The sequence below is a fragment of the bacterium genome, from assembly GCA_035691305.1.
GTDB lineage: Bacteria > Sysuimicrobiota > Sysuimicrobiia > Sysuimicrobiales > Segetimicrobiaceae > DASSJF01.
In genome coordinates, this window is sequence record DASSJF010000014.1 from 39,735 (window position 1) to 57,357 (window position 17,623).

General features: G+C 69.3%; 17 protein-coding genes. 3 read left to right on the forward strand and 14 right to left on the reverse strand.

Annotated features, from left to right (window positions below):
* Positions 1 to 3: 3 nt before the first annotated feature.
* The 11 genes from VFL28_02820 to VFL28_02870 form a co-directional block, all read right to left on the reverse strand.
* Positions 4 to 873: a 2-oxoacid:ferredoxin oxidoreductase subunit beta gene (locus VFL28_02820; protein HET7263575.1), complete on the reverse strand. Its 870-nt coding sequence runs from the start codon at positions 871 to 873 to the stop codon at positions 4 to 6.
* Positions 866 to 2,632 carry a 2-oxoacid:acceptor oxidoreductase subunit alpha gene (locus tag VFL28_02825; GenBank protein HET7263576.1) on the reverse strand — a complete coding sequence of 589 codons (1,767 nt, stop codon included), beginning with the start codon at positions 2,630 to 2,632 and terminating at the stop codon, positions 866 to 868. Before VFL28_02825 ends, VFL28_02820 begins: the two co-directional genes overlap by 8 nt.
* Positions 2,633 to 2,713: 81 nt before the next feature.
* Positions 2,714 to 3,532 carry a DUF169 domain-containing protein gene (locus VFL28_02830; GenBank protein ID HET7263577.1) on the reverse strand — a complete coding sequence of 273 codons (819 nt, stop codon included), beginning with the start codon at positions 3,530 to 3,532 and terminating at the stop codon, positions 2,714 to 2,716.
* Complete coding sequence (locus VFL28_02835) at positions 3,529 to 4,608, reverse strand: Mrp/NBP35 family ATP-binding protein (protein ID HET7263578.1); 1,080 nt, start codon at positions 4,606 to 4,608, stop codon at positions 3,529 to 3,531. The genes VFL28_02830 and VFL28_02835 overlap by 4 nt, the downstream gene beginning before the upstream one ends.
* 234 nt (positions 4,609 to 4,842) lie before the next feature.
* The gene (locus VFL28_02840; GenBank protein ID HET7263579.1) at positions 4,843 to 5,736 is read right to left on the reverse strand and encodes a hypothetical protein; all 894 of its coding nucleotides are present in this window, start codon (positions 5,734 to 5,736) and stop codon (positions 4,843 to 4,845) included.
* Between the two features lie 68 nt (positions 5,737 to 5,804).
* Positions 5,805 to 6,806 carry a methionine synthase gene (locus tag VFL28_02845; GenBank protein ID HET7263580.1) on the reverse strand — a complete coding sequence of 334 codons (1,002 nt, stop codon included), beginning with the start codon at positions 6,804 to 6,806 and terminating at the stop codon, positions 5,805 to 5,807.
* Positions 6,803 to 7,792 carry a methylcobamide--CoM methyltransferase gene (locus VFL28_02850; protein ID HET7263581.1) on the reverse strand — a complete coding sequence of 330 codons (990 nt, stop codon included), beginning with the start codon at positions 7,790 to 7,792 and terminating at the stop codon, positions 6,803 to 6,805. Before VFL28_02850 ends, VFL28_02845 begins: the two co-directional genes overlap by 4 nt.
* Before the next feature lie 30 nt (positions 7,793 to 7,822).
* Positions 7,823 to 9,001: an acyl-CoA dehydrogenase family protein gene (locus VFL28_02855; protein HET7263582.1), complete on the reverse strand. Its 1,179-nt coding sequence runs from the start codon at positions 8,999 to 9,001 to the stop codon at positions 7,823 to 7,825.
* Positions 9,002 to 9,157: 156 nt separating this feature from the next.
* Positions 9,158 to 9,418, reverse strand: a complete 261-nt coding sequence (locus VFL28_02860) for a NifU family protein (protein ID HET7263583.1) — start codon at positions 9,416 to 9,418, stop codon at positions 9,158 to 9,160.
* A complete protein-coding gene (erpA, locus tag VFL28_02865) occupies positions 9,418 to 9,795 on the reverse strand; it encodes an iron-sulfur cluster insertion protein ErpA (GenBank protein ID HET7263584.1) in 378 nt (125 codons plus the stop codon). The genes VFL28_02860 and erpA overlap by 1 nt, the downstream gene beginning before the upstream one ends.
* Positions 9,796 to 9,941: 146 nt before the next feature.
* Positions 9,942 to 10,751: an FkbM family methyltransferase gene (locus VFL28_02870; protein ID HET7263585.1), complete on the reverse strand. Its 810-nt coding sequence runs from the start codon at positions 10,749 to 10,751 to the stop codon at positions 9,942 to 9,944.
* Positions 10,752 to 11,041: 290 nt separating this feature from the next.
* Between VFL28_02870 and VFL28_02875 the strand changes: the two genes are divergently transcribed.
* Positions 11,042 to 11,314, forward strand: a complete 273-nt coding sequence (locus VFL28_02875) for a DUF3303 family protein (protein HET7263586.1) — start codon at positions 11,042 to 11,044, stop codon at positions 11,312 to 11,314.
* 4 nt (positions 11,315 to 11,318) lie between these two features.
* On the forward strand, positions 11,319 to 13,226 hold the full coding sequence (dxs, locus tag VFL28_02880) for a 1-deoxy-D-xylulose-5-phosphate synthase (GenBank protein ID HET7263587.1): 1,908 nt from the start codon (positions 11,319 to 11,321) through the stop codon (positions 13,224 to 13,226).
* A gap of 194 nt (positions 13,227 to 13,420) precedes the next feature.
* On the opposite strand, the gene moeB is transcribed toward dxs, so the two are convergent.
* Positions 13,421 to 14,578, reverse strand: coding sequence for a molybdopterin-synthase adenylyltransferase MoeB (moeB, locus tag VFL28_02885; protein HET7263588.1), 1,158 nt, complete (start codon positions 14,576 to 14,578; stop codon positions 13,421 to 13,423).
* A gap of 304 nt (positions 14,579 to 14,882) precedes the next feature.
* Between moeB and VFL28_02890 the strand changes: the two genes are divergently transcribed.
* Positions 14,883 to 15,902, forward strand: coding sequence for an NAD(P)/FAD-dependent oxidoreductase (locus VFL28_02890; GenBank protein HET7263589.1), 1,020 nt, complete (start codon positions 14,883 to 14,885; stop codon positions 15,900 to 15,902).
* Positions 15,903 to 15,927: 25 nt separating this feature from the next.
* Here VFL28_02890 and lipA read toward each other — a convergent pair whose 3' ends face one another.
* Both lipA and VFL28_02900 read right to left on the reverse strand, forming a co-directional pair.
* The gene (gene lipA / locus VFL28_02895) at positions 15,928 to 16,863 is read right to left on the reverse strand and encodes a lipoyl synthase (GenBank protein HET7263590.1); all 936 of its coding nucleotides are present in this window, start codon (positions 16,861 to 16,863) and stop codon (positions 15,928 to 15,930) included.
* A 4-nt stretch (positions 16,864 to 16,867) separates the two neighbouring features.
* The coding region (locus VFL28_02900) for a dihydrolipoamide acetyltransferase family protein (GenBank protein ID HET7263591.1) at positions 16,868 to 17,623 on the reverse strand (756 nt) is incomplete at its 5' end.

Consider the following 17,623-nt stretch of genomic DNA (forward strand, 5'->3'; position numbering starts at 1 on the left):
CCGCTAAAAGAATTCCCGCCGCAGCGCGTCCGCCTGAGCCGACGTGAGCGGCGCGAGCGTGCGCTTCGCGACCGGACCAACCTTCAGCTCGCTGACCTGGTCCTCGTACGTCGGCTCGCCCTGGACCTGGTAGAAGATGCCGATCGGGATCTTGTCGCCCCATTCGTGCGCCTTGTGCCAGGCGGCGGTGCGGTCCGTCGGGTCGTGGCCGGCCTCGTCGAGCTTGTACACACGCTCGCGGTAAAAATCGTAGGTGTTGATCTTGTTGTAGATGACGCAGGGCTGCAGCACGTCGACGAGCGCGTAGCCCTTGTGGTGGATCGCCGCCATGATCAGTTTCGCGAGGTGCTTCGGATCGCCGGAGAAGCCGCGCGCCACGAAGGTTGCCCCGCCGTTGATCGCCGTCGACAGCGGGTTGAACGCGACCTCGATGCTGCCCTCCGGCGTGGTGCTCGTCTGGAAGCCGCGGGGGCTCGTCGGCGCGTACTGGCCCTTCGTCAGGCCGTAGACCATGTTGTTTTCGGCGATGTGGACGATGTCGGAGTTGCGGCGCAGCACGTTCATGAAGTGGTTGCCGCCGATACCGTAACCGTCGCCGTCGCCGGTCACGCAGATCACGTGCAGGTCGTGGTTGGCGAGCTTGGCGCCCATCGCGATCGGCAGCGACCGGCCGTGGATGGTCGTGAACGCGTTGGCGTTCAGGTAATCCGGCAGCTTGCTGCCGCAGCCGATGCCCGAGTAGAACATGACCTCGTTGGGACGAATCTCCAGCTGCGCGAGCGCACTCTTGACCGCGTTGAGGATGCCGTAGTCCCCGCAGCCGGGGCACCACGTCACCTTGATGGCGTTGTTGTAGAGCTTCTGATCAAGCATGGACCTTGGCCTCCTCGAGCTGCGCCAGAATGTACTCGGCGGACAGCGGGCGGCCGTCCCACCGCAGGATCATCTTGTCGGCCTTCCGGCCGGTCATCGCCCTGATGAGCTGCGCGAACTGGCCGGTCTGGTTGCCCTCCACCGCGACCAGCTGCCGCGCCGCCTCGATCAGCGGCGCCGCCTTCTTCTCCGGGAAGGGCCAGATGTCGCTGAAGTGCAGCAGGTTGGCGCGGCGGCCCTTGGCGTTGAGCAGGTCGACCGCCTCGCGCGTCGCGCCGTAGGTCGCCCCCCAGCCCATCAGCGTGATCTCCGCGCGCTCGGGCCCGTAGAGCGCCGGGGCCTTGAGGTCTTCCGCGATGTTGTGGAACTTGCGCATGCGCTTGCCGGCCATCTTCAGGCGGTTCGCGGCGTCCTCGTCCTCGAAATGGCCGTACTCGTCGTGCTCGTCGCTGCACGCCTGCTGCACGGCCTTGGGGTGCCCCGCGAACGCCCGAGGCGACACGCCGCTCGGCGTGTCCATGTAGCGCAGGTACGGCCCCGCGAGCTTGTCCAGCTGCGCCGGCGTCAGCAGCTCGCCACGGTCGATCGCGACCTTCTCGATCGGAAACTCCGACGGGGCAAGCGTCCGCATCGTGTTGGTCAGATAGAACTCCGTCATCACGATCACGGGACACTGCCACTTCTCGGCCAGGTTGAACGCCCGGACGGACGCGTCGAAACACTCCTCCTGAGTCCCGGGCGCCAGAACGATCCGCGGGAACTCGCCCTGGCTCGCGAAGAGCGCGAACAGCAGGTCGCCCTGCTCCGTCTTGGTCGGCATGCCGGTCGACGGCCCCGGCCGCTGCGCCTCGATGATCACGACCGGCACCTCCGCCATGCCGGCGAGGCCGAGCGCCTCCGCCATCAGCGCGAAGCCGCCGCCGCTCGTCGCGGTCATCGACCGCGCGCCGACGTTGCCGGCGCCGATCGCGAAGCAGATCGCCGCGATCTCGTCTTCGGTCTGCTTGATCACGATGTCGTATTTCTTGGCGTGCGCGGCCATGAACTCGAGGACCGAACTGGCCGGCGTCATCGGATACCCCGACATGAACCGGCACCCCGCGGCGATCGCGCCGACCGCGAGCGCCTGGTTGCCGTTGATCAGCATCCGGTCGGACCGGTCCGTGAGCGGGCTGACCTTCCAGTCAAACGACTTGGCGTAGCGCTCGGTCGCGATCCGGTAGCCTTCCCGCGCGACTTTGAGGTTGCCCTCGACCACCGCGTCGCCCTTGCGCTTGAAATTCCTCGTGATGACGTCGGCGATGAACTCGAACGGATACTCCACGATGCCGGCGAGCGCCCCGAGCCCGCAGGTGTTGGCCATGATCTTGTTGCCGCCGAGCTCTTGGGCGATCTTGGAGAGCGGCAGGCTGAACAGCTGCGCGCCGCGCCGGACCGCCGCGGCCGTGTCGACCTTGAGGCCCTCGTCGAAGACCAGCGCGCCGCCCTGCACGACGTGCTCCCCGTAGTCGGTGATCGCCTCCGGGCTGAAGGCCAGCAGCACCTGGACGCCCTCGTGGTGGCTCCAAAGCGGGCGCTCGGAGACGCGGATCTGGAAGAAGTTCAACCCGCCGCGAATGCGGGACATGTACTCGGGATAGGTATGCAGCCAGAGCCCCCCGTGGCTGAGGGCCTGCGCGAACCCGGCGCCGCCGGACTCCACGCCCTGGCCGGCCTCTCCTGCGAGTCGGATCGATAGATCGTTGACGAGCTTAGCCACGCCGCTTCACCCCCGTTGAAGGTTGGGCGTCCCGCCCCGAAAACTCCGCCCTCATGGAACGGCCCGGGACGGTCCGCCCGCTCACTTTCGCTCTTCTTCCTCCTGCCACATCGCCTCGAGCCGGCGATACTTCTCGGGAAACTCGCCGGTATAACGCAGGTACGCCGGAATCGGATACCGGACGCCGCCGCGCTGCGTCCCCCGCAGGCCCTCGACCAGTTCGCCCGCGAGGGCCCACGGAAACGCGAACGCCATCTCGTGGTCCTCCGTCTGGCCGAAAACACGGTCGCCGTAGCAGGGCAGGATGACCTGCGGCTCTCCGCTCTGCATCGTCTCGATCACCGCGTCCGCGCAGTCGAGCCGCGCGGAGAAGCTGCTGCGCAGCCGGCCGCCCCGCCGGTACAGCGCGGCGGCGACAAGCCGCATCACCTGCGCCGAGTTGCCGTACATGAGGCCGACGGCCGGCTCGAAGGTGGCGCGGCCGAGCGGCGCCACCAGGATCCGGTCGTACTCGCCGAGCGTAAACTTCGGCACCTCGGCCTCGGTCCTCACGGCGGCTTCCGGCGTTCCCACGTACATGCCGCACGCCAGGTTCCCCTCGGCATAGTACGGGAGCACCGGCTCGAACCCGAACGCCGTCTTCGCAAGCGGACAACTGAGATCGTCGCGGCCGACGGCGAGCGCCCAGCCGTAGCGGCGGGCGATCGAAAACGTCTGGCAGATCGCGACCTTGATGCCCATCTCCGACGGGGTGCGGACCTTGTCCGGCAGCGCCTCGCCGGCGCGCAGCATCCGGATCGCCAGCGGAAACGTCTGGGGCCGGACGTGCTGCTCGATCTCGGTGTTGACCTGCGCGGGGGTCGGCCCCGCGGTGGATTCCGTCTTCGCGCCGCCGTTCATTCGGCCTTGAGCAGCGCGTCGGCGATCTCGTAGAAGACACGCGCCGACGCGGCGTCCGGCGCGGCGGCGGTCACCGGCTGCCCCCGGTCCCCGGCCTCGCGGATCGCGGGGTCGAGCGGGATCTGGCCGAGCAGCGGCGCGTGCACGAGGCCCGCCAGCCGTTCGCCGCCGCCGCGCCCGAAGATGTAGACGGGCTCGGCGCCCGGCGCCGGCAGAAAGTACGACATGTTCTCGACCACGCCGACCACGGGGGTGTTGACCTTTTCCGCCATCCGCCCGGCGCGGTAGGCCACGCCGGTCGCGGTCTCCTGCGGCGTGGTGACGATCAGCATCTCGGCCCGCGGCAACGTCTGCGCGATCGTCAGCGAGACGTCGCCCGTCCCGGGCGGCAGGTCGATCAGCAGATCCTCGACGTCGCCCCAGTACACCTCGCCGAGGAACGTCGTGATCGCCTTGTGCAGCATCGGCCCGCGCCACATCACGGCTTCGTTCTCGTCGACCATGAAGCCGATCGACATCACGCGCACGCCGAAGCGCTCGAGCGGGATGATCATCTGGTCGATGATGGTCGGCTTGCCGTTGATGCCGAGCATCCTCGGGACGCTGAACCCGTAGACGTCCGCGTCGACGATGCCCACCTTGCGCCCGCGCCGCGCAAGCGCGACGGCCAGGTTGGTCGTGACCGTGGACTTGCCCACCCCGCCCTTGCCGCTCGCGATCGTGAGAATGCGCGTCGTGGAGGTCGGGGACAAGAGCGGCGACTGCTTCTGCGGTCCCGGCCGCAGCCGGCCGATGAGGGCCTGGCGCTGCTCCTGGGTCATCACGCCCAGCTGGACGTCGACGCTGTCCACGCCGGGCAGAGCCCGGACCTTGTCGCGGATCGAATCGGTGATCGTCTCGCGGAGCGGACACCCGCTGATCGTCAGCAGCGCGTCGACCTTGACCGCGCCGCCGCGAATCTGGACGTCCTTCACCATGTCGAGCTCGACGATGCTCTTATGGAGCTCCGGATCCATGACGTCGCGGAGCGCTTCGAGCACCTGCTCGCGCGTCACCGCGATGGACCGCGTCGCCATTCCGTGCCTCCTCGTGTTTCTACCGTCTCACCGGGCGCCCGCGCCCATGCCGCACCGCGCGCCTGCTTCCCGGCGCACGCTCTCGCTCTTCCCAAGCACGGGAACGGCGGCCGGGGTTGCTGCGCGTCGGGGCGCACCGACCGGACCGGTGAGAACAATTCTCAGCCTAGAACCAGAATAGTGTCGGGACAACGGCCTTGTCAATAAGACCATTGACCGGATGGGGATGAGATGTCAGGAATCGTCGGCCGGACCCGACGCGGGCCCACCGGCAGAGCCGCCTCCGGCGCTGCCCCGCCCGCGACGCCGCCGCCGACGTCTGCGGCGCGGCCCCTGGCCAGACGCGTCTCCGGCCGGCGTCTGCGCATGCGAATCGCCCGTCGCGGCATCGTGCGGCGGGCCACCCGTCTCCGGCGATTGCGGCGCCCCCGCCGGACGCTGTGACGCCGAGAATCGCTGCGGACGCGGTCTTCGCTGGGGAAACGGACGCCGCGGCCGCCGCGGGGCCGGTCCGGTGTTCGCCGCGGGTTCAACGGCGGCCCGCCCATCGACTGCCGCGCCGCCGGCCCCCGCCTCGGCGGCCGCGCGATCGTCCCTCGCGGCGTCTGCCGACGCGATCGCATCCTCGGCCGCGGCATCCGCGGCCTCGGCGTCCGCATCACCGGGAGTGGCGGCCTCTTTCGCCGCGGGCCGCGGGCGCCGCGACGGCGCGCGCCGCTCGGCGGCGAGGCGCAGCCGGTCCAGCATCCGCTCGACGTACTGGATGAGGAAATGCTTCGCCGCCTCGTCCGAGAGCATCGGAATACCGGGATCGGCTTCAACCCGGCAGGTGAGCACTGCGCCGTCCTCGTCGGTCTCGATCTTGAACCACTGGGAAAACCCCCGCAGCGTCCCGCGCACCTGCGTGATCTCGAGACTGTGCGGCGCGCGGGCCGCCGTGCGGACCACCGCCTCGACCGGCAGGCCCGCGAAATAACCCCGCAGCGTGATCAGCGGCTCCCCCCCGGCGGGGACTGGTCCGCGGGATGCGCGGGCATCGGCGCCTCGCCGGTCCTCGAGATCGCCGGACAGCCACAGCGGCCCGCCGTACCGGGGCAGGTGTTCCGGGTGCGCCAGAAACGCAAACACGTGCTCTCGCGAGGCGCGCAGCAGGCGGTGCGCCTCGACGACGATGACGAGCGGCGGGACGGGCGGAGCTATGCGCCGAGCTCCTTCCGGACGCGCTTGGTGCCCTCGACCATCGACGCGAGCTTCGCCGTCGTCTCGTCGATCGTGCGGGTCTTGAGCCCGCAGTCGGGCGACACCTGGATCTGCTTGGCCGGGATCACGTCGAGCGTCCGGCGGATGCCGTCGACGACCTCCTCCGGCGTCTCCGCACGATGGCTGTGCGCGTCGAGCACGCCGAGCCCGATGTCCTTGGTAAAGCGCGGCGAGCGGAACGTCTCGAGCAGCGCGAAGTCCTCGTTCTTGAGCGCGAGGTCGATCTGGTTGACGGCGAGGCGCAGCATCGCCGGATAGATCTTCGGCACGTCGCCGTAGCAGACGTGGGTGATCGTGTACGTTTTGAGGCCGCTCGTCACGACCTCCATCGCTTCCACGGCGAGGTCGAAGTCCTCGTCCGGGCGCGTGTGGATCGCCGGCTCGTCGATCTGGATGTAGCGTGCGCCTGCCCGCTCCAGGTCGACCGCCTCGTCGTGGATCGCCCGGGCCAGCTCCATCACGAGCTCCCGCCGCGACGGGTAGTACTCGTTGAACGACCACTCCGCGATCGTGTACGGCCCGGTCAGCATGCCCTTGACGGGCCGCGCCGTGAGCCCCTGCGAGAACTTGTACCAGTCCACCGTAAGCGGCCCGCGCCGGCCCACCGGCCGGACGACGACCGGCTTCGGGTAGTAGCGGTTGCCGTACGATCGCACGAGCCCGGCGATCTCGAAGCCGTCCATCTGGTCGGCGAAGAACGCGACCATGTCGCCGCGGTACATCTCGCCGTCGACCAGGATGTCGATGTCGAGCTCCTCCTGGCGGCGGATCCACTCCTCGGTGGCGCGGCGCTCGAGCGTGGCGAGCTCCGCCGCCGGCATCTGCTTGCGCGCGACCTTCCGGCGCGCCTCGAGGAGATACGGGGGCTTCGGGAAGCTCCCGACGGTCGTCGTCGGCAGGAGCGTCGCGACGGCCGTGGGCGCGGCGGACGGGGTCATGCGGCACCTCCGTTGGCGAGACGAACTCCGGATACCAGGGTCTCGAGCTTCTTCCTGGCGACGCGCCGCGGCAGAAACTCGAGCCCGGCGCTCGGTCCGACCTGCAGTGTCTCCGCGGGGGCGATCTCCGCGGCCTTGCGAGTCTGCGCGGCGATCTCCTCCGGCGACTCAAGCCGGGTGTTGCGGGCGTCGAGCAGCCCGGCCCCCAGAGCCTTCGTGAACCGCGCGCGGCGCAAAATCTCCCAGTTGCGCGGACCGGCGACCAAGTCGACGCCGATGATGTCGACCGGGAGGTCCAGGATCGCCGGATAGAGCCCGTCGAGATGGCCGAAGTAGGTGTAGAGGGCGCGGGTCGCCGTAATCCCATCCCACAGCGCGTTCGACGCCCGACGGAACAGCGGGAACCGGTCCCGCCGCGTCAGCAGCCCCGGCTCGTCGACCTGGATCACGGCCGCGCCCGCGGCGGCGAGCGCGCGCAGTTCCTGGTTGAGCGCCGACGCCAGCGCCATGACGAACTGGTCGAGGTTTCCGTAGAACTCGTCCTTGCTCAACACCGCGAGCGTGAACGGCCCGGTGACGACGGGCTTCACGGGCCGGGTGCTGTGCGACGCGGCGAACTGATAGTCGGCCACCGTGATCGGCGCCCGCCACGACACTTCGGCCGTCGCGACCGGCTGGCGATAGTAGACGTTGGTGTCGAAGTAGCGCTGCAGGCCGTTGACCGTGAAGCCGTGCAGACCGCGGGCGAAATACGTGAAGCCGTCCTCCCAGCGGATCTGCCCGTCGGTGAGAAGTTCGACCCCGGCGTCGGCCTGCTCGCGCAGCACCTCGGCGGTCACGTCGTCTTCGACCTTGTGGAGGTCCTCCCCGGTGATCTCGCCGCGCTGTAGCTTCTCCACGCTGGACCGCCAGCGGCCGGGCGCCGGCGGATCTGGAATCTTCGGATAACTGCCGACCACCGTCGTCTTCACTCGGTGCACCCCCACCCCGTGATCGTCCGGCCTGCGGCGCGCGCCTTAGGCGAGCGCGTGGCGCGCGATGATCATCCGCTGCACTTCGGACGTGCCCTCGCCGATCTCGCACAATTTGACGTCGCGGTAGATCCGCTCGACCGGATAGTCCTTGATGAATCCGTAGCCGCCGTGGATCTGCACCGCGCGGTTGGCGGCGCGGGCCGCCGCCTCCGACGCGTAGAGTTTCGCCATCGACGCGGCCTGCCCGTACGGCTCGCCGCGGCCGGCCCGCGAAGCGGCATCCATCACCAGCAGCTCCGCGGCGTCGAGCTCCGACGCCATGTCGGCGATCATCCATTGAACAGCCTGGAAATCGCCGATCGGCCGGCCGAAGGCCCGCCGGCTCCGCGCGTACTCCAGCGAGGCGTCGAGCGCCGCGCGCCCCAGCCCGAGGGCTAGTGCCCCGATACCGATGCGGCCCCCGTCGAGCACCTGCAGCGCCTGCTCGTAGCCCCGTCCCGGCTCGCCGATCAGCTGCCCGTCCGGGACGGCGCAGTCCTCGAACACGACCTCGGCCGTGTCGCTCGACCGCATGCCGAGCTTGTCTTCGTGCTTGCCGACGCGCAGCCCGGGCGTGCCGCCCTCCACGATGAACGCGGCAATGCCGCGCCGTTCCGCCGCCGACGCCGGCGCATCCCCCCGGCTGGTCCCCGACGGGGGGATGCCGGTCCGGGCCATCACGACGTAGACGCCGCCGATACTGCCCTGCGTCACGAAGGCCTTCGTCCCGTTGAGGACCCAGCGGCCGCCGCGGCGTTCGGCACGGGTCGCGAGCGCCGCCGCGTCGGTCCCCGACGCCGGCTCGGTCAGGCACCACGCTCCGAGCATCTCGCCCGACGCCAGCCGCGGCAGGTACGCGCGCCGCTGCTCCGGCGACCCGAACCGCGCGATGTGGCCGGCGCAGAGCGAGTTGTGGGCCGCAACGCTGAGCGCGATCCCGCCGTCGCCCCAGGCGACCGCCTCGATCGCGAGCGCCATCCCGACCGCGTCGATGCCTGAGCCGCCGTGGTCGGCCGGCGCCGTCATGCCCCAGAGTCCGAGCGACGCGAGTTTGGGCACGATGGCGAGCGGAAAGGTGTTCTCGGCGTCCCAGCGCCGCGCGTGCGGGCGCAGCTCGCGCGCCGCGAACTCGCGAACCGTCCGGTGAATCAGCCGCTGTTCCTCAGTATAGTCGAACCGCACCCGGGACCTCGCGCGTCCGTACGTCGTACGTCGTCGGTGCCCGTTCCGGCGCCCGCAGGGCGCTATAGACGGCGGCATGCGCCGCCGTCGCAAAGCAAAGAGCCTCCCGTCGCGTTCCACGAGAGGCTCAGGGTTCCTCTCCGGTACTCGCGGTGCCTAGAGCGGTACGGCTTCGACCGCCTTGATCTCCGGCACGCGCTCCTTGAGCATGCGCTCGACGCCGGCCTGCAGCGTCATCATCGAATACATGCAGCCGACGCAGGACCCGGCGAGGCGGATCTGGACCACGCCGTTCACGATGTCGACGAGCTCGATATCGCCGCCGTCCGCCTGGACGTGCGGCCGGATCTGGTCGAGCACGTCCTGCACGCGCGCGTTGAGCGCGAGATCGGTCACCGCGCCCGCGGTCTGGTCCATCAGGCCTTCGCCTCCGTCTCCTCGCCGCATTCTTGGGGTGCGCCTGCCTCCTCGCGCGTATGGAACGAGTGGCCGCAGCCGCAGGTCGACACGGCGTTGGGGTTGCGGATCGCGAATCCCTGGGCCGTCACGGAAGTCACGTAGTCGATCTCGGAGCCCTCGAGGAGGCGCGAGCTCGCTCTGTCTACGAGCACTTTGACCCCGCCGCGCTCGAAAATCTGGTCCTCCACGTCCTGCGCCTCGTCGAACGTCATGCCGTACGAGTAGCCGTCGCATCCGCCCTGGGTGATGAATACGCGAAGGCAGAGCTTCGGGTCGCTTTGCTCGGCCAGCAACTCCTTGACCTTCGTGACGGCGCGGTCGGTGAGCGTGATCATGAAGATACGTCCCTCCCGAGGCGGCGAGTCTCTGGCCACCTGATCTGGATTATTGTACGGGCGGCCGGTCTGGTTTGTCAAACGAGTGCGGGACCCATTCGGGGCTTCCGCGTGCTCACGCCGAGGCGTCGCGGCAGCCGTCCCACTCACGCTACCTTGTTGCGCGAAACGCCCGGAACGGCGAGAAGCCACCGGTTGTGCACGACCGGCAACCGATGCTCGGGATAGATAGCGCGCCACCACGCGTTTGGAATGACTTGAACCGCGTAGCCGCGCGCGGCAAGAAACTCCCGGCAGGCGCGCTCTCGATCGAGACCGTGGACCTCGACGAACACGGCCGGCCGGTAGTCTCTCAGCAGCCGGCGTGCGCCCTCGAGTACGGCCAGTTCCCCGCCATCGACGTCGATCTTGATAAACTTGGGCGGCGGCACCGAGCCGGCGGCGGCAACCGCATCAAGCGTCGTTGTGCCGTTACCGGCACGCGCTCCTACAAATGCCGGGACGACGCGCGGATTTGGGACCGTCGGGTTCAGCCTCGCATTCTCCATAAGACGCGCCCGCAAGCCGGCGTCGGGTTCGAACGCGACGACCTCCCCTGGTGCCGCGAGGCGCGCCAGGAGAAGCGCAGAGTCACCGTCGGCGGCGCCTACGTCATACACCGTGCTCCCGGGGCCCACGCATCGCGCATAGACCGCCTGAGCCTCGACTTCCCAGAGGCCGAGTTCCTTCTGCAACTCGTGCCTCCGGTTCAGGTGGAATACAAGGCCGCGTCCGATACCGAAGCGCACCGTTCGGGCGACCACCTCGTCTCGAAACACAAGCGGTTTCAAAAGACCCTTCAGCCGGGCCTGAACGGCCAACACGGCACCGGTCAGACCATGTCGACCGCGGCTCCGAACGGACGGCGTCGCGGAGGAAGGCGTTGCGTGAACCGAAAGGTGGTCCACGCGGGACACGAGACCCATATTCACCCCCGGCCGCCCAGGCCATTCGTGCAGGTGCACATCGAGAGCGGCGGCTGCAAGACGCGGACGGGATCTATCTGCACCAAACGGCGACCCGCCAGACGCCCGAGAGTGCGAAATGTGAAAACCTTGCCGCGCTAACCCGCGAGTGCTACACTCGGCCGCAGACGCGTCGTATCCACGTGCCGGCATGGGAGCGGAGCGTCCGTAAGGCGCGCGGCCCGCTTCGATTTCATCGTGGCCGGCGAGTCCGGCGGAGCCGGTCCGCCGGCGGAGAGCGCATGCTGTTCATGGTGGTCGAGCGCTTCAAGGGCCGCGATCCAAAGCCCATTTACCGCCGGCTGCGGGACGAAGGCCGCCGCATGCCGGACGGTCTCAGATACGTGGGGTCCTGGATCGAAGCGAATTTCGACCGGTGCTGGCAGCTGATGGAGTGCGACGACGCCCGGGCGCTCCAGCAGTGGGTCGCCGGGTGGAGCGACCTCATCGAGATGGAGATCGTGCCGGTGGCGCCGTCGGCCGACGTGCGGGCGATGATGGAGCCTCTGCTCTGATCCTATGACCGTGCTCGACGGCATCCGCGGCCCCCGGGACCTGCGCCGGCTCACGCCCGCGCAGCTGCGAGAGCTCGCCGCCGAGATCCGCGCGCTGCTGGTGGAGACGATCTCCCGAACCGGGGGCCATCTTGGCCCCAACCTGGGCGTCGTGGAACTCACCATCGCCCTCCACCGCGTGTTCGATTCCCCGCGCGACCGCATCCTCTTTGATACCGGACACCAGGCGTACGTGCACAAGCTGCTCACGGGACGGCGGGCGGGCTTCGAACGGCTGCGCCAGCGGGGGGGCCTCTCCGGTTATCCGTCGCGCGACGAGTCGGACCACGACATCATCGAAAACTCCCACGCCTCGACCGCGCTCTCGTACGCCGACGGCCTCGCGAAGGCGTACGAACTGCGGGGCGAGCGCGACCGGCGTATCGTCGCGGTCGTTGGCGACGGCGCGCTCACCGGCGGCATGGCCTGGGAGGCGCTGAACAATCTCGCCGGCGGGCAGCGGCCTGTCATCATCGTCGTCAACGACAACGGCCGCTCGTACTCGACGACCGTCGGGGGCCTGGCCCAGCACCTCAACGACATCCGCACGAACCCGCGCTACGAGCAGGCGCTCGCGGCGGCGAAAACCGCCCTCGATCAGACGCCCGTCGTGGGGCGCGCGATGTACCGCGCGATCATGGCGGTGAAGAAGGGCCTCAAGGAAGCGCTCGTGCCGCAGATGCTCTTCGAGGATCTGGGCCTGAAGTACATCGGCCCCGTCGACGGGCACGACGTCGGCGCGGTGGAGCGCGCGCTGCGGCAGGCCGTGCGAGTCGAACGGCCGGTGATCGTGCACTGTCTGACGCGCAAAGGGTACGGCTACGCGCCCGCGGAGACCGATCACGTGGACAACCTCCACGGGCCCGGGCCGTTCGACTCGGCGACCGGCCGCCCGGTCGCGTCCCCGGCCACGACGTGGACATCGATCTTCCGCGACGAGATGGTCGCGATCGGCCGGGAGCGGCGGGACGTGGTCGCGGTCACGGCCGCGATGCTGCACTCGACGGGCCTGGACGCGTTTGCGGAAGCGTTTCCGGGGCGCGCCTTCGACGTGGGCATCGCCGAGCAGCACGCCGTGACGTCGGCGGCGGGCCTCGCGCTCGGCGGGATGCATCCGGTCGTCGCCGTGTACGCCACGTTCCTGAACCGCGCGCTCGACCAGCTGCTGCTCGACGTCGCGCTTCACCGCTGCGGGGTCACGTTCGTGCTCGACCGCGCCGGCGTGACCGGCGACGACGGCGCGAGCCACAACGGGGTGTGGGATCTCTCGTTCCTCCAGGCGGTGCCGGGGCTCCGGCTCGCCGCGCCGCGCGACGGAACTCGGCTGCGCGAACTCCTGCGCGAGGCGGTCGCCGTCCGGGACGGTCCCACCGTCGTGCGCTTTCCGAAGGGCGCCGTTCCACCCGATCTCGCGGCGGTGGATCGCGCCGGCCGGGTCGAGGTGCTCTACCGGGCGGGCGCCCGCGACGTGCTGCTCGTGCCGGTCGGCGCGATGGCGGGCGCTGCGGTCGCGGCGGCGGAGCGGCTCGCGGCGCGGAGCATCGGCGCGACGGTCGTCGATCCGCGTTGGGTGAAGCCGGTGCCCGCGGAGATCCCGCAGCTCGCCGCGGACCACCGGCTCGTGATCACGATCGAGGACAACGTCCGCGCGGGCGGTGCGGGCTCCGCGGTGGCGCAGGCGCTGCGCGATGCCGCCGTCGGAACGCCGTTGCGCGATCTCGGAATCCCCGCGCGGTTTCTCACGCACGGCAAACGCCAGGATATTCTCGCGGAAGCCGGCCTGACCGCGGACGGCATCGCCGACGCGGCCGCGCGCGCGCTCAGCCCGGCGGCGGCCGGCGAGCGGGAACCGCTGCCGAGTCACAGGCGCTGATCGACCGCTGCCGTAACGGACGCTGATCGCGGCCGCCGCCGGGCTCGCGGCACAAGCGTGTGTCGCGCTCGCACTGCGGCGCGCGGGCTCTCGACGCTGACCTTCCGCCCATCGGCCGGCGGGGATCGAGTCCGCAAGACAAAAGGGCCGGCCCGAGCGGGCCGGCCCCATTGCTTCGTCTACGCTGTCCCGCCTTACTCCGTCGGCAGCTGCGCGTTGATCCAGGCCAGAATGCCGCCCTTCAGGTTGACGGCCTTCTCGTAGCCGCGGTCCCGCAGCAGGCCGACGGCCTTCCCGCTGCGGCCGCCGGACCGGCAGTAGATGATCGCGGGCGCGGCGGGATCGATCTCCGCCAGCCGCTCCGGCACCTGGCCGAGTGGGATCAAATGGCCGCCGTGGATGTGCGCGTCCGCGTATTCCCACGGCTCCCGGACGTCGATCAGCTGGACACCGCCGCGGTCGAGCAGCGCCTTCGCCTCGACCGGCGTAATCTCGGGAATCGGCTTCGCCGCGGCGCGGTCGTGCGACGGCATGCCGCAGAACTGCTCGTAGTCGATCAACGCCCTGATCGTCGGCCGGTCGCCGCAGACGGGGCACTCGGGATTGCGGCTCCAGCGCACGACCCGTGTTTCGCCCTCGAGGGCGTCGAAGATCAGCAGGCGGTTGGAGAGGGTCTCGCCGACGCCGAGGAGCAGCTTCAATACCTCGAGCGCCTGCCGCGACCCTACGTGGCCACACAGGGCGCCCAGGATGCCGCCCTCCGCGCAGCTCGGCACCATCCCGGGCGGGGGCGGTGTCGGGAACAGGCAGCGGTAGCAGCCGTGACCGGGCACGAAAGTGGTCGCCTGCCCCTCCCACTTCAAGATGCTCGCGTCGACGAGCGGCTTGCCGAGCAGGACGCACGCGTCGTTGACAAGGTAGCGCGTCGGGAAGTTGTCGCTGCCGTTGACGACGACGTCGTACTCGCGAATGATGTCGAGCGCGTTGACGCTCGTCAGCACCGCCTGGTACGGCACCACGGTGACGTCCGGATTGACGCCGCCCAGGGTCCGCCGGGCCGAGTCGGTCTTCGGCTGCCCGAGCGCCTGGGTCGGATGGAGAATCTGCCGGTGCAGGTTGCTCAGGTCGACGCGGTCGCCGTCGACGATCCCCAGCGTGCCGACGCCCGCGGCTGCGAGGTAGAGCGCCACCGGGGACCCGAGACCACCCGCGCCGACGATCAGAACTTTCGACCGCAGCAGCTTTGCCTGGCCCTCGAGGCCCATCTCCTCGAGGATGATCTGCCGGCCATAGCGCTCCATTTGGGTGTCGCTGAGGAGCGGAGCCTGCGCTTCCCTCACCTTGGTCGCCACGATGCGATCCCTCCAAACTTCGGGTACATCCGTTTACGATAGGCCGTCCCGGGGGGCCTGTCAAGAAAACCCGACCGCCCCCCGGCGCGTTCTCTTAATGAGAGGATGAACGCGTCGGTTGCCTGCCGCGGAGCCTGATCACCGGGTCTAAACGCCGCGTCTCGCTGATTCCTTCCGGCGCCCGCACGTCGGGCGGAGACTCGATCCGCGTGCGGCCTCGAACCGATGGCGGTGCTAAGTCCCGGTGCTATAATGGCGCGGTGGTTCGGGAGGCCCGAGACCGACAAAATGAGGTGTGCAGCGCATGAGTCCCGAGGTTGATCTCTTCGACGTCACGATCATCGGCGGCGGCCCGGTCGGCCTGTACGGCGCCTACTACGCAGGATTTCGAACCCTCCGCACCAAGATCGTCGAGAGCCTCGACGCCCTCGGCGGTCAGGTCACCGCGCTGTATCCCGAGAAGCCGATCTACGACGTCGCCGGGTTTCCGAAGATCGTCGGCCGGGAGCTGGTCGACAACCTCGTCGAGCAGGCAAGCCAGTACAATCCGACCGTCTGCGCCGGCGAGACCGTGGACAAGCTCGAACGCGCGGCCGACAACACCCTGCGCCTCACGACGAACAAAGCCACGCACGCGAGCAAGGTGCTGTTGATCACGGCCGGGATCGGCGCGTTCCACCCGAAGACGTTCAAGAATCCGCTGATCGACTCGTTCGAGGGCCGGGGGCTGTACTACTTCGTGAAGAGCTTCAAGGAGTTCGCCGGAAAGCGTGTCCTCATCACCGGCGGGGGCGACTCCGCGGTGGACTGGGCGAACGGGCTCGTCGGCGTCGCCCGGTCGGTGACCCTGATTCACCGCCGCGACGGGTTCCGGGCGCACGAAGATTCCGTGCAGAAACTGCTCCACTCACCGGTGAACGTCAAGCTCTTCTACGAGCTGCGCCGGCTCGAGGGCAAGGACAAGATCGAGCGCGCCGTCATCTTCCAGAACAAGACGAACGCGGAGGAGACGATCGAGGTCGACGCGGTCATCGCGTCCCTCGGGTTCCTCAGCACGCTCGGACCGATCGCCGACTGGGGCCTCGAGCTCGAGCGCGACAGTATCCGTGTGAACAGCAAGATGGAGACGAACCTTGCGGGCGTCTACGCGGCGGGCGACATCGTCGTCTATCCCGGCAAGGTCAAGCTGATCGCGACGGGCTTCGGCGAGGCGGCCACCGCCGTCAACAACTGCGCGCAGTACATCAACCCGAAGGCGAGCGTCTTCCCGGGCCACAGCAGCAGCCAGGACGTCCACAAGCAGAAGGCCGGCGCGACCGCGTAAGGTCGAAGCGCTCCGTTCACCGGCCTTACGGGGCCGCGGCGGAGACCGCCTGCTCGTCCGCGTGGTAGCTGCTGCGCACGAGCGGCCCCGACTCGACGTGCCGGAAGCCCATCGCCAAGCCTTCCCGTTTGAACGCCGCGAACTCGTCCGGACAGTAGTAGCGCTCGATCGGCACGTAATCCGTGCCGGGCCTCAGATACTGGCCGATGGTGAGGATGTCGCACCCGACGCCCCGGAGGTCCCGCATCGTCCGCACGACCTCATCCGGCGACTCGCCCAGCCCGACCATCATGCCGCTCTTCGTGAGCCACCGCCCCGCCCGCGCCTTCGCGCGCCGCAGCAGTTCGAGCGACCGCCCGTAGCGGCCGCCGCTCCGGACGGCCGGGAAGAGGCGCGCCACCGTCTCGATATTGTGGTTCAGGATGTCCGGCGCCGCGTCGAGGACCGTGTCGAGCGCCGCGGGGTCGCCTTTGAAGTCGGGAATCAGCACCTCGACCGAGCAGCGGGGCACGCGCTCCCGCACGAGCCGGATCGTCCGCGCGAACATCTCCGCTCCGCCGTCGCGCAGGTCGTCGCGGTCCACCGAGGTGACGACGACGTGGCGGAGGCCCATTGCCTCGACCGCCGACGCGACGCGCTCCGGCTCCCCCGCGTCCAGCTCGGTCGGGAGGCCGTGCGCGATCGCGCAGTAGGCGCAGTGGCGCGTGCACACGTTGCCGAGAATGAGAAACGTCGCCGTCCGCCGCTCCCAACAGTCGCCGATGTTCGGACAGCGCGCCTCCTCGCAGACGGTGTGCAGCGCCTGCGTACGCATGACACCGACCAGGTCGCGGAAGTTCGGACCGGCCGGCAGCCGGACTTTGAGCCACTCGGGACGCCGCGCGTTCGCGAGGCGGGCCCCGCCCCGACCGCCGGTGGGCGCCTGCGGGGCTGTGCTGTCGGCATCCATCGGTTCCACCACCGTCTCAGAACTCCGTAGAGTCGCCGGTGGGCGAGAACGACTCGAGCTGCCGCTTGATGTGGTTGAGGAACTGCATCGCCGCCGCCCCGTCGAACGCCCGGTGATCGAACCCCAGGCCGAGGTGCATCATCTCGCGGATGGCGATACCCTCGCCGAGGACCATCGGACGCCGGACGACCGCGTCGGTGGAGAGAATCGCCGCCTGCGGGTAGTTGATCACCGGCATCGAGAAGATAGACCCGAAGACGCCCGGATTCGTGATCGTGAACGTCCCGCCCGAGACGTCCTCCAGCGTCAATTTGCCCGCCCGCGCCCGCATCGACAGCGTTTCGAGGTCGCGTCCGAGGCCGGCGACGCTCTTCTGATCGGCGTCCTTGATCACCGGGACGATGAGCCCCTCGGGAATCGCGACGCCGACGCCGATGTTGATCGCGTGCCTGCACAGCACGCCGTCGGGCGTAAACGTGGAGTTCACGACCGGCACGTCGCGCAGCGCCCGGCTGACCGCCCGCACGATGAACGCGGTGAGCGTGATGTTGACGCCTTCGCGCGTGCGCCAGACCGCCTTGTGCGTTTCGCGGTGGCGCACCAGGACGGTCATATCGACTTCGACCACGCCGTAGGCGTGAGGAATCTCGCGCTTGCTGCGGGCCATCCGCTCGGCGATCGTCCGGCGCAGCGCGGTCAGCGGCTGAAGCTGATCCCCCGCTGAACGCGTCGCGGCCGCCCCGGCGGGAGCCGGTGCCGCGGACACGCCGCC

Excerpts from the sequence above, each read along its gene's own strand:
- dxs (HET7263587.1), top strand. The coding sequence starts at position 11,319 with ATGACCGTGCTCGACGGCATCCGCGGCCCCCGGGACCTGCGCCGGCTC.
- VFL28_02875 (HET7263586.1), top strand. The coding sequence starts at position 11,042 with ATGCTGTTCATGGTGGTCGAGCGCTTCAAGGGCCGCGATCCAAAGCCC.
- VFL28_02890 (HET7263589.1), top strand. The coding sequence starts at position 14,883 with ATGAGTCCCGAGGTTGATCTCTTCGACGTCACGATCATCGGCGGCGGC.
- VFL28_02845 (HET7263580.1), bottom strand. The coding sequence starts at position 6,806 with ATGACCCCGTCCGCCGCGCCCACGGCCGTCGCGACGCTCCTGCCGACG.
- erpA (HET7263584.1), bottom strand. The coding sequence starts at position 9,795 with ATGATCACGCTCACCGACCGCGCCGTCACGAAGGTCAAGGAGTTGCTG.
- VFL28_02820 (HET7263575.1), bottom strand. The coding sequence starts at position 873 with ATGCTTGATCAGAAGCTCTACAACAACGCCATCAAGGTGACGTGGTGC.
- VFL28_02835 (HET7263578.1), bottom strand. The coding sequence starts at position 4,608 with ATGGCGACGCGGTCCATCGCGGTGACGCGCGAGCAGGTGCTCGAAGCG.
- VFL28_02830 (HET7263577.1), bottom strand. The coding sequence starts at position 3,532 with ATGAACGGCGGCGCGAAGACGGAATCCACCGCGGGGCCGACCCCCGCG.
- VFL28_02860 (HET7263583.1), bottom strand. The coding sequence starts at position 9,418 with ATGGACCAGACCGCGGGCGCGGTGACCGATCTCGCGCTCAACGCGCGC.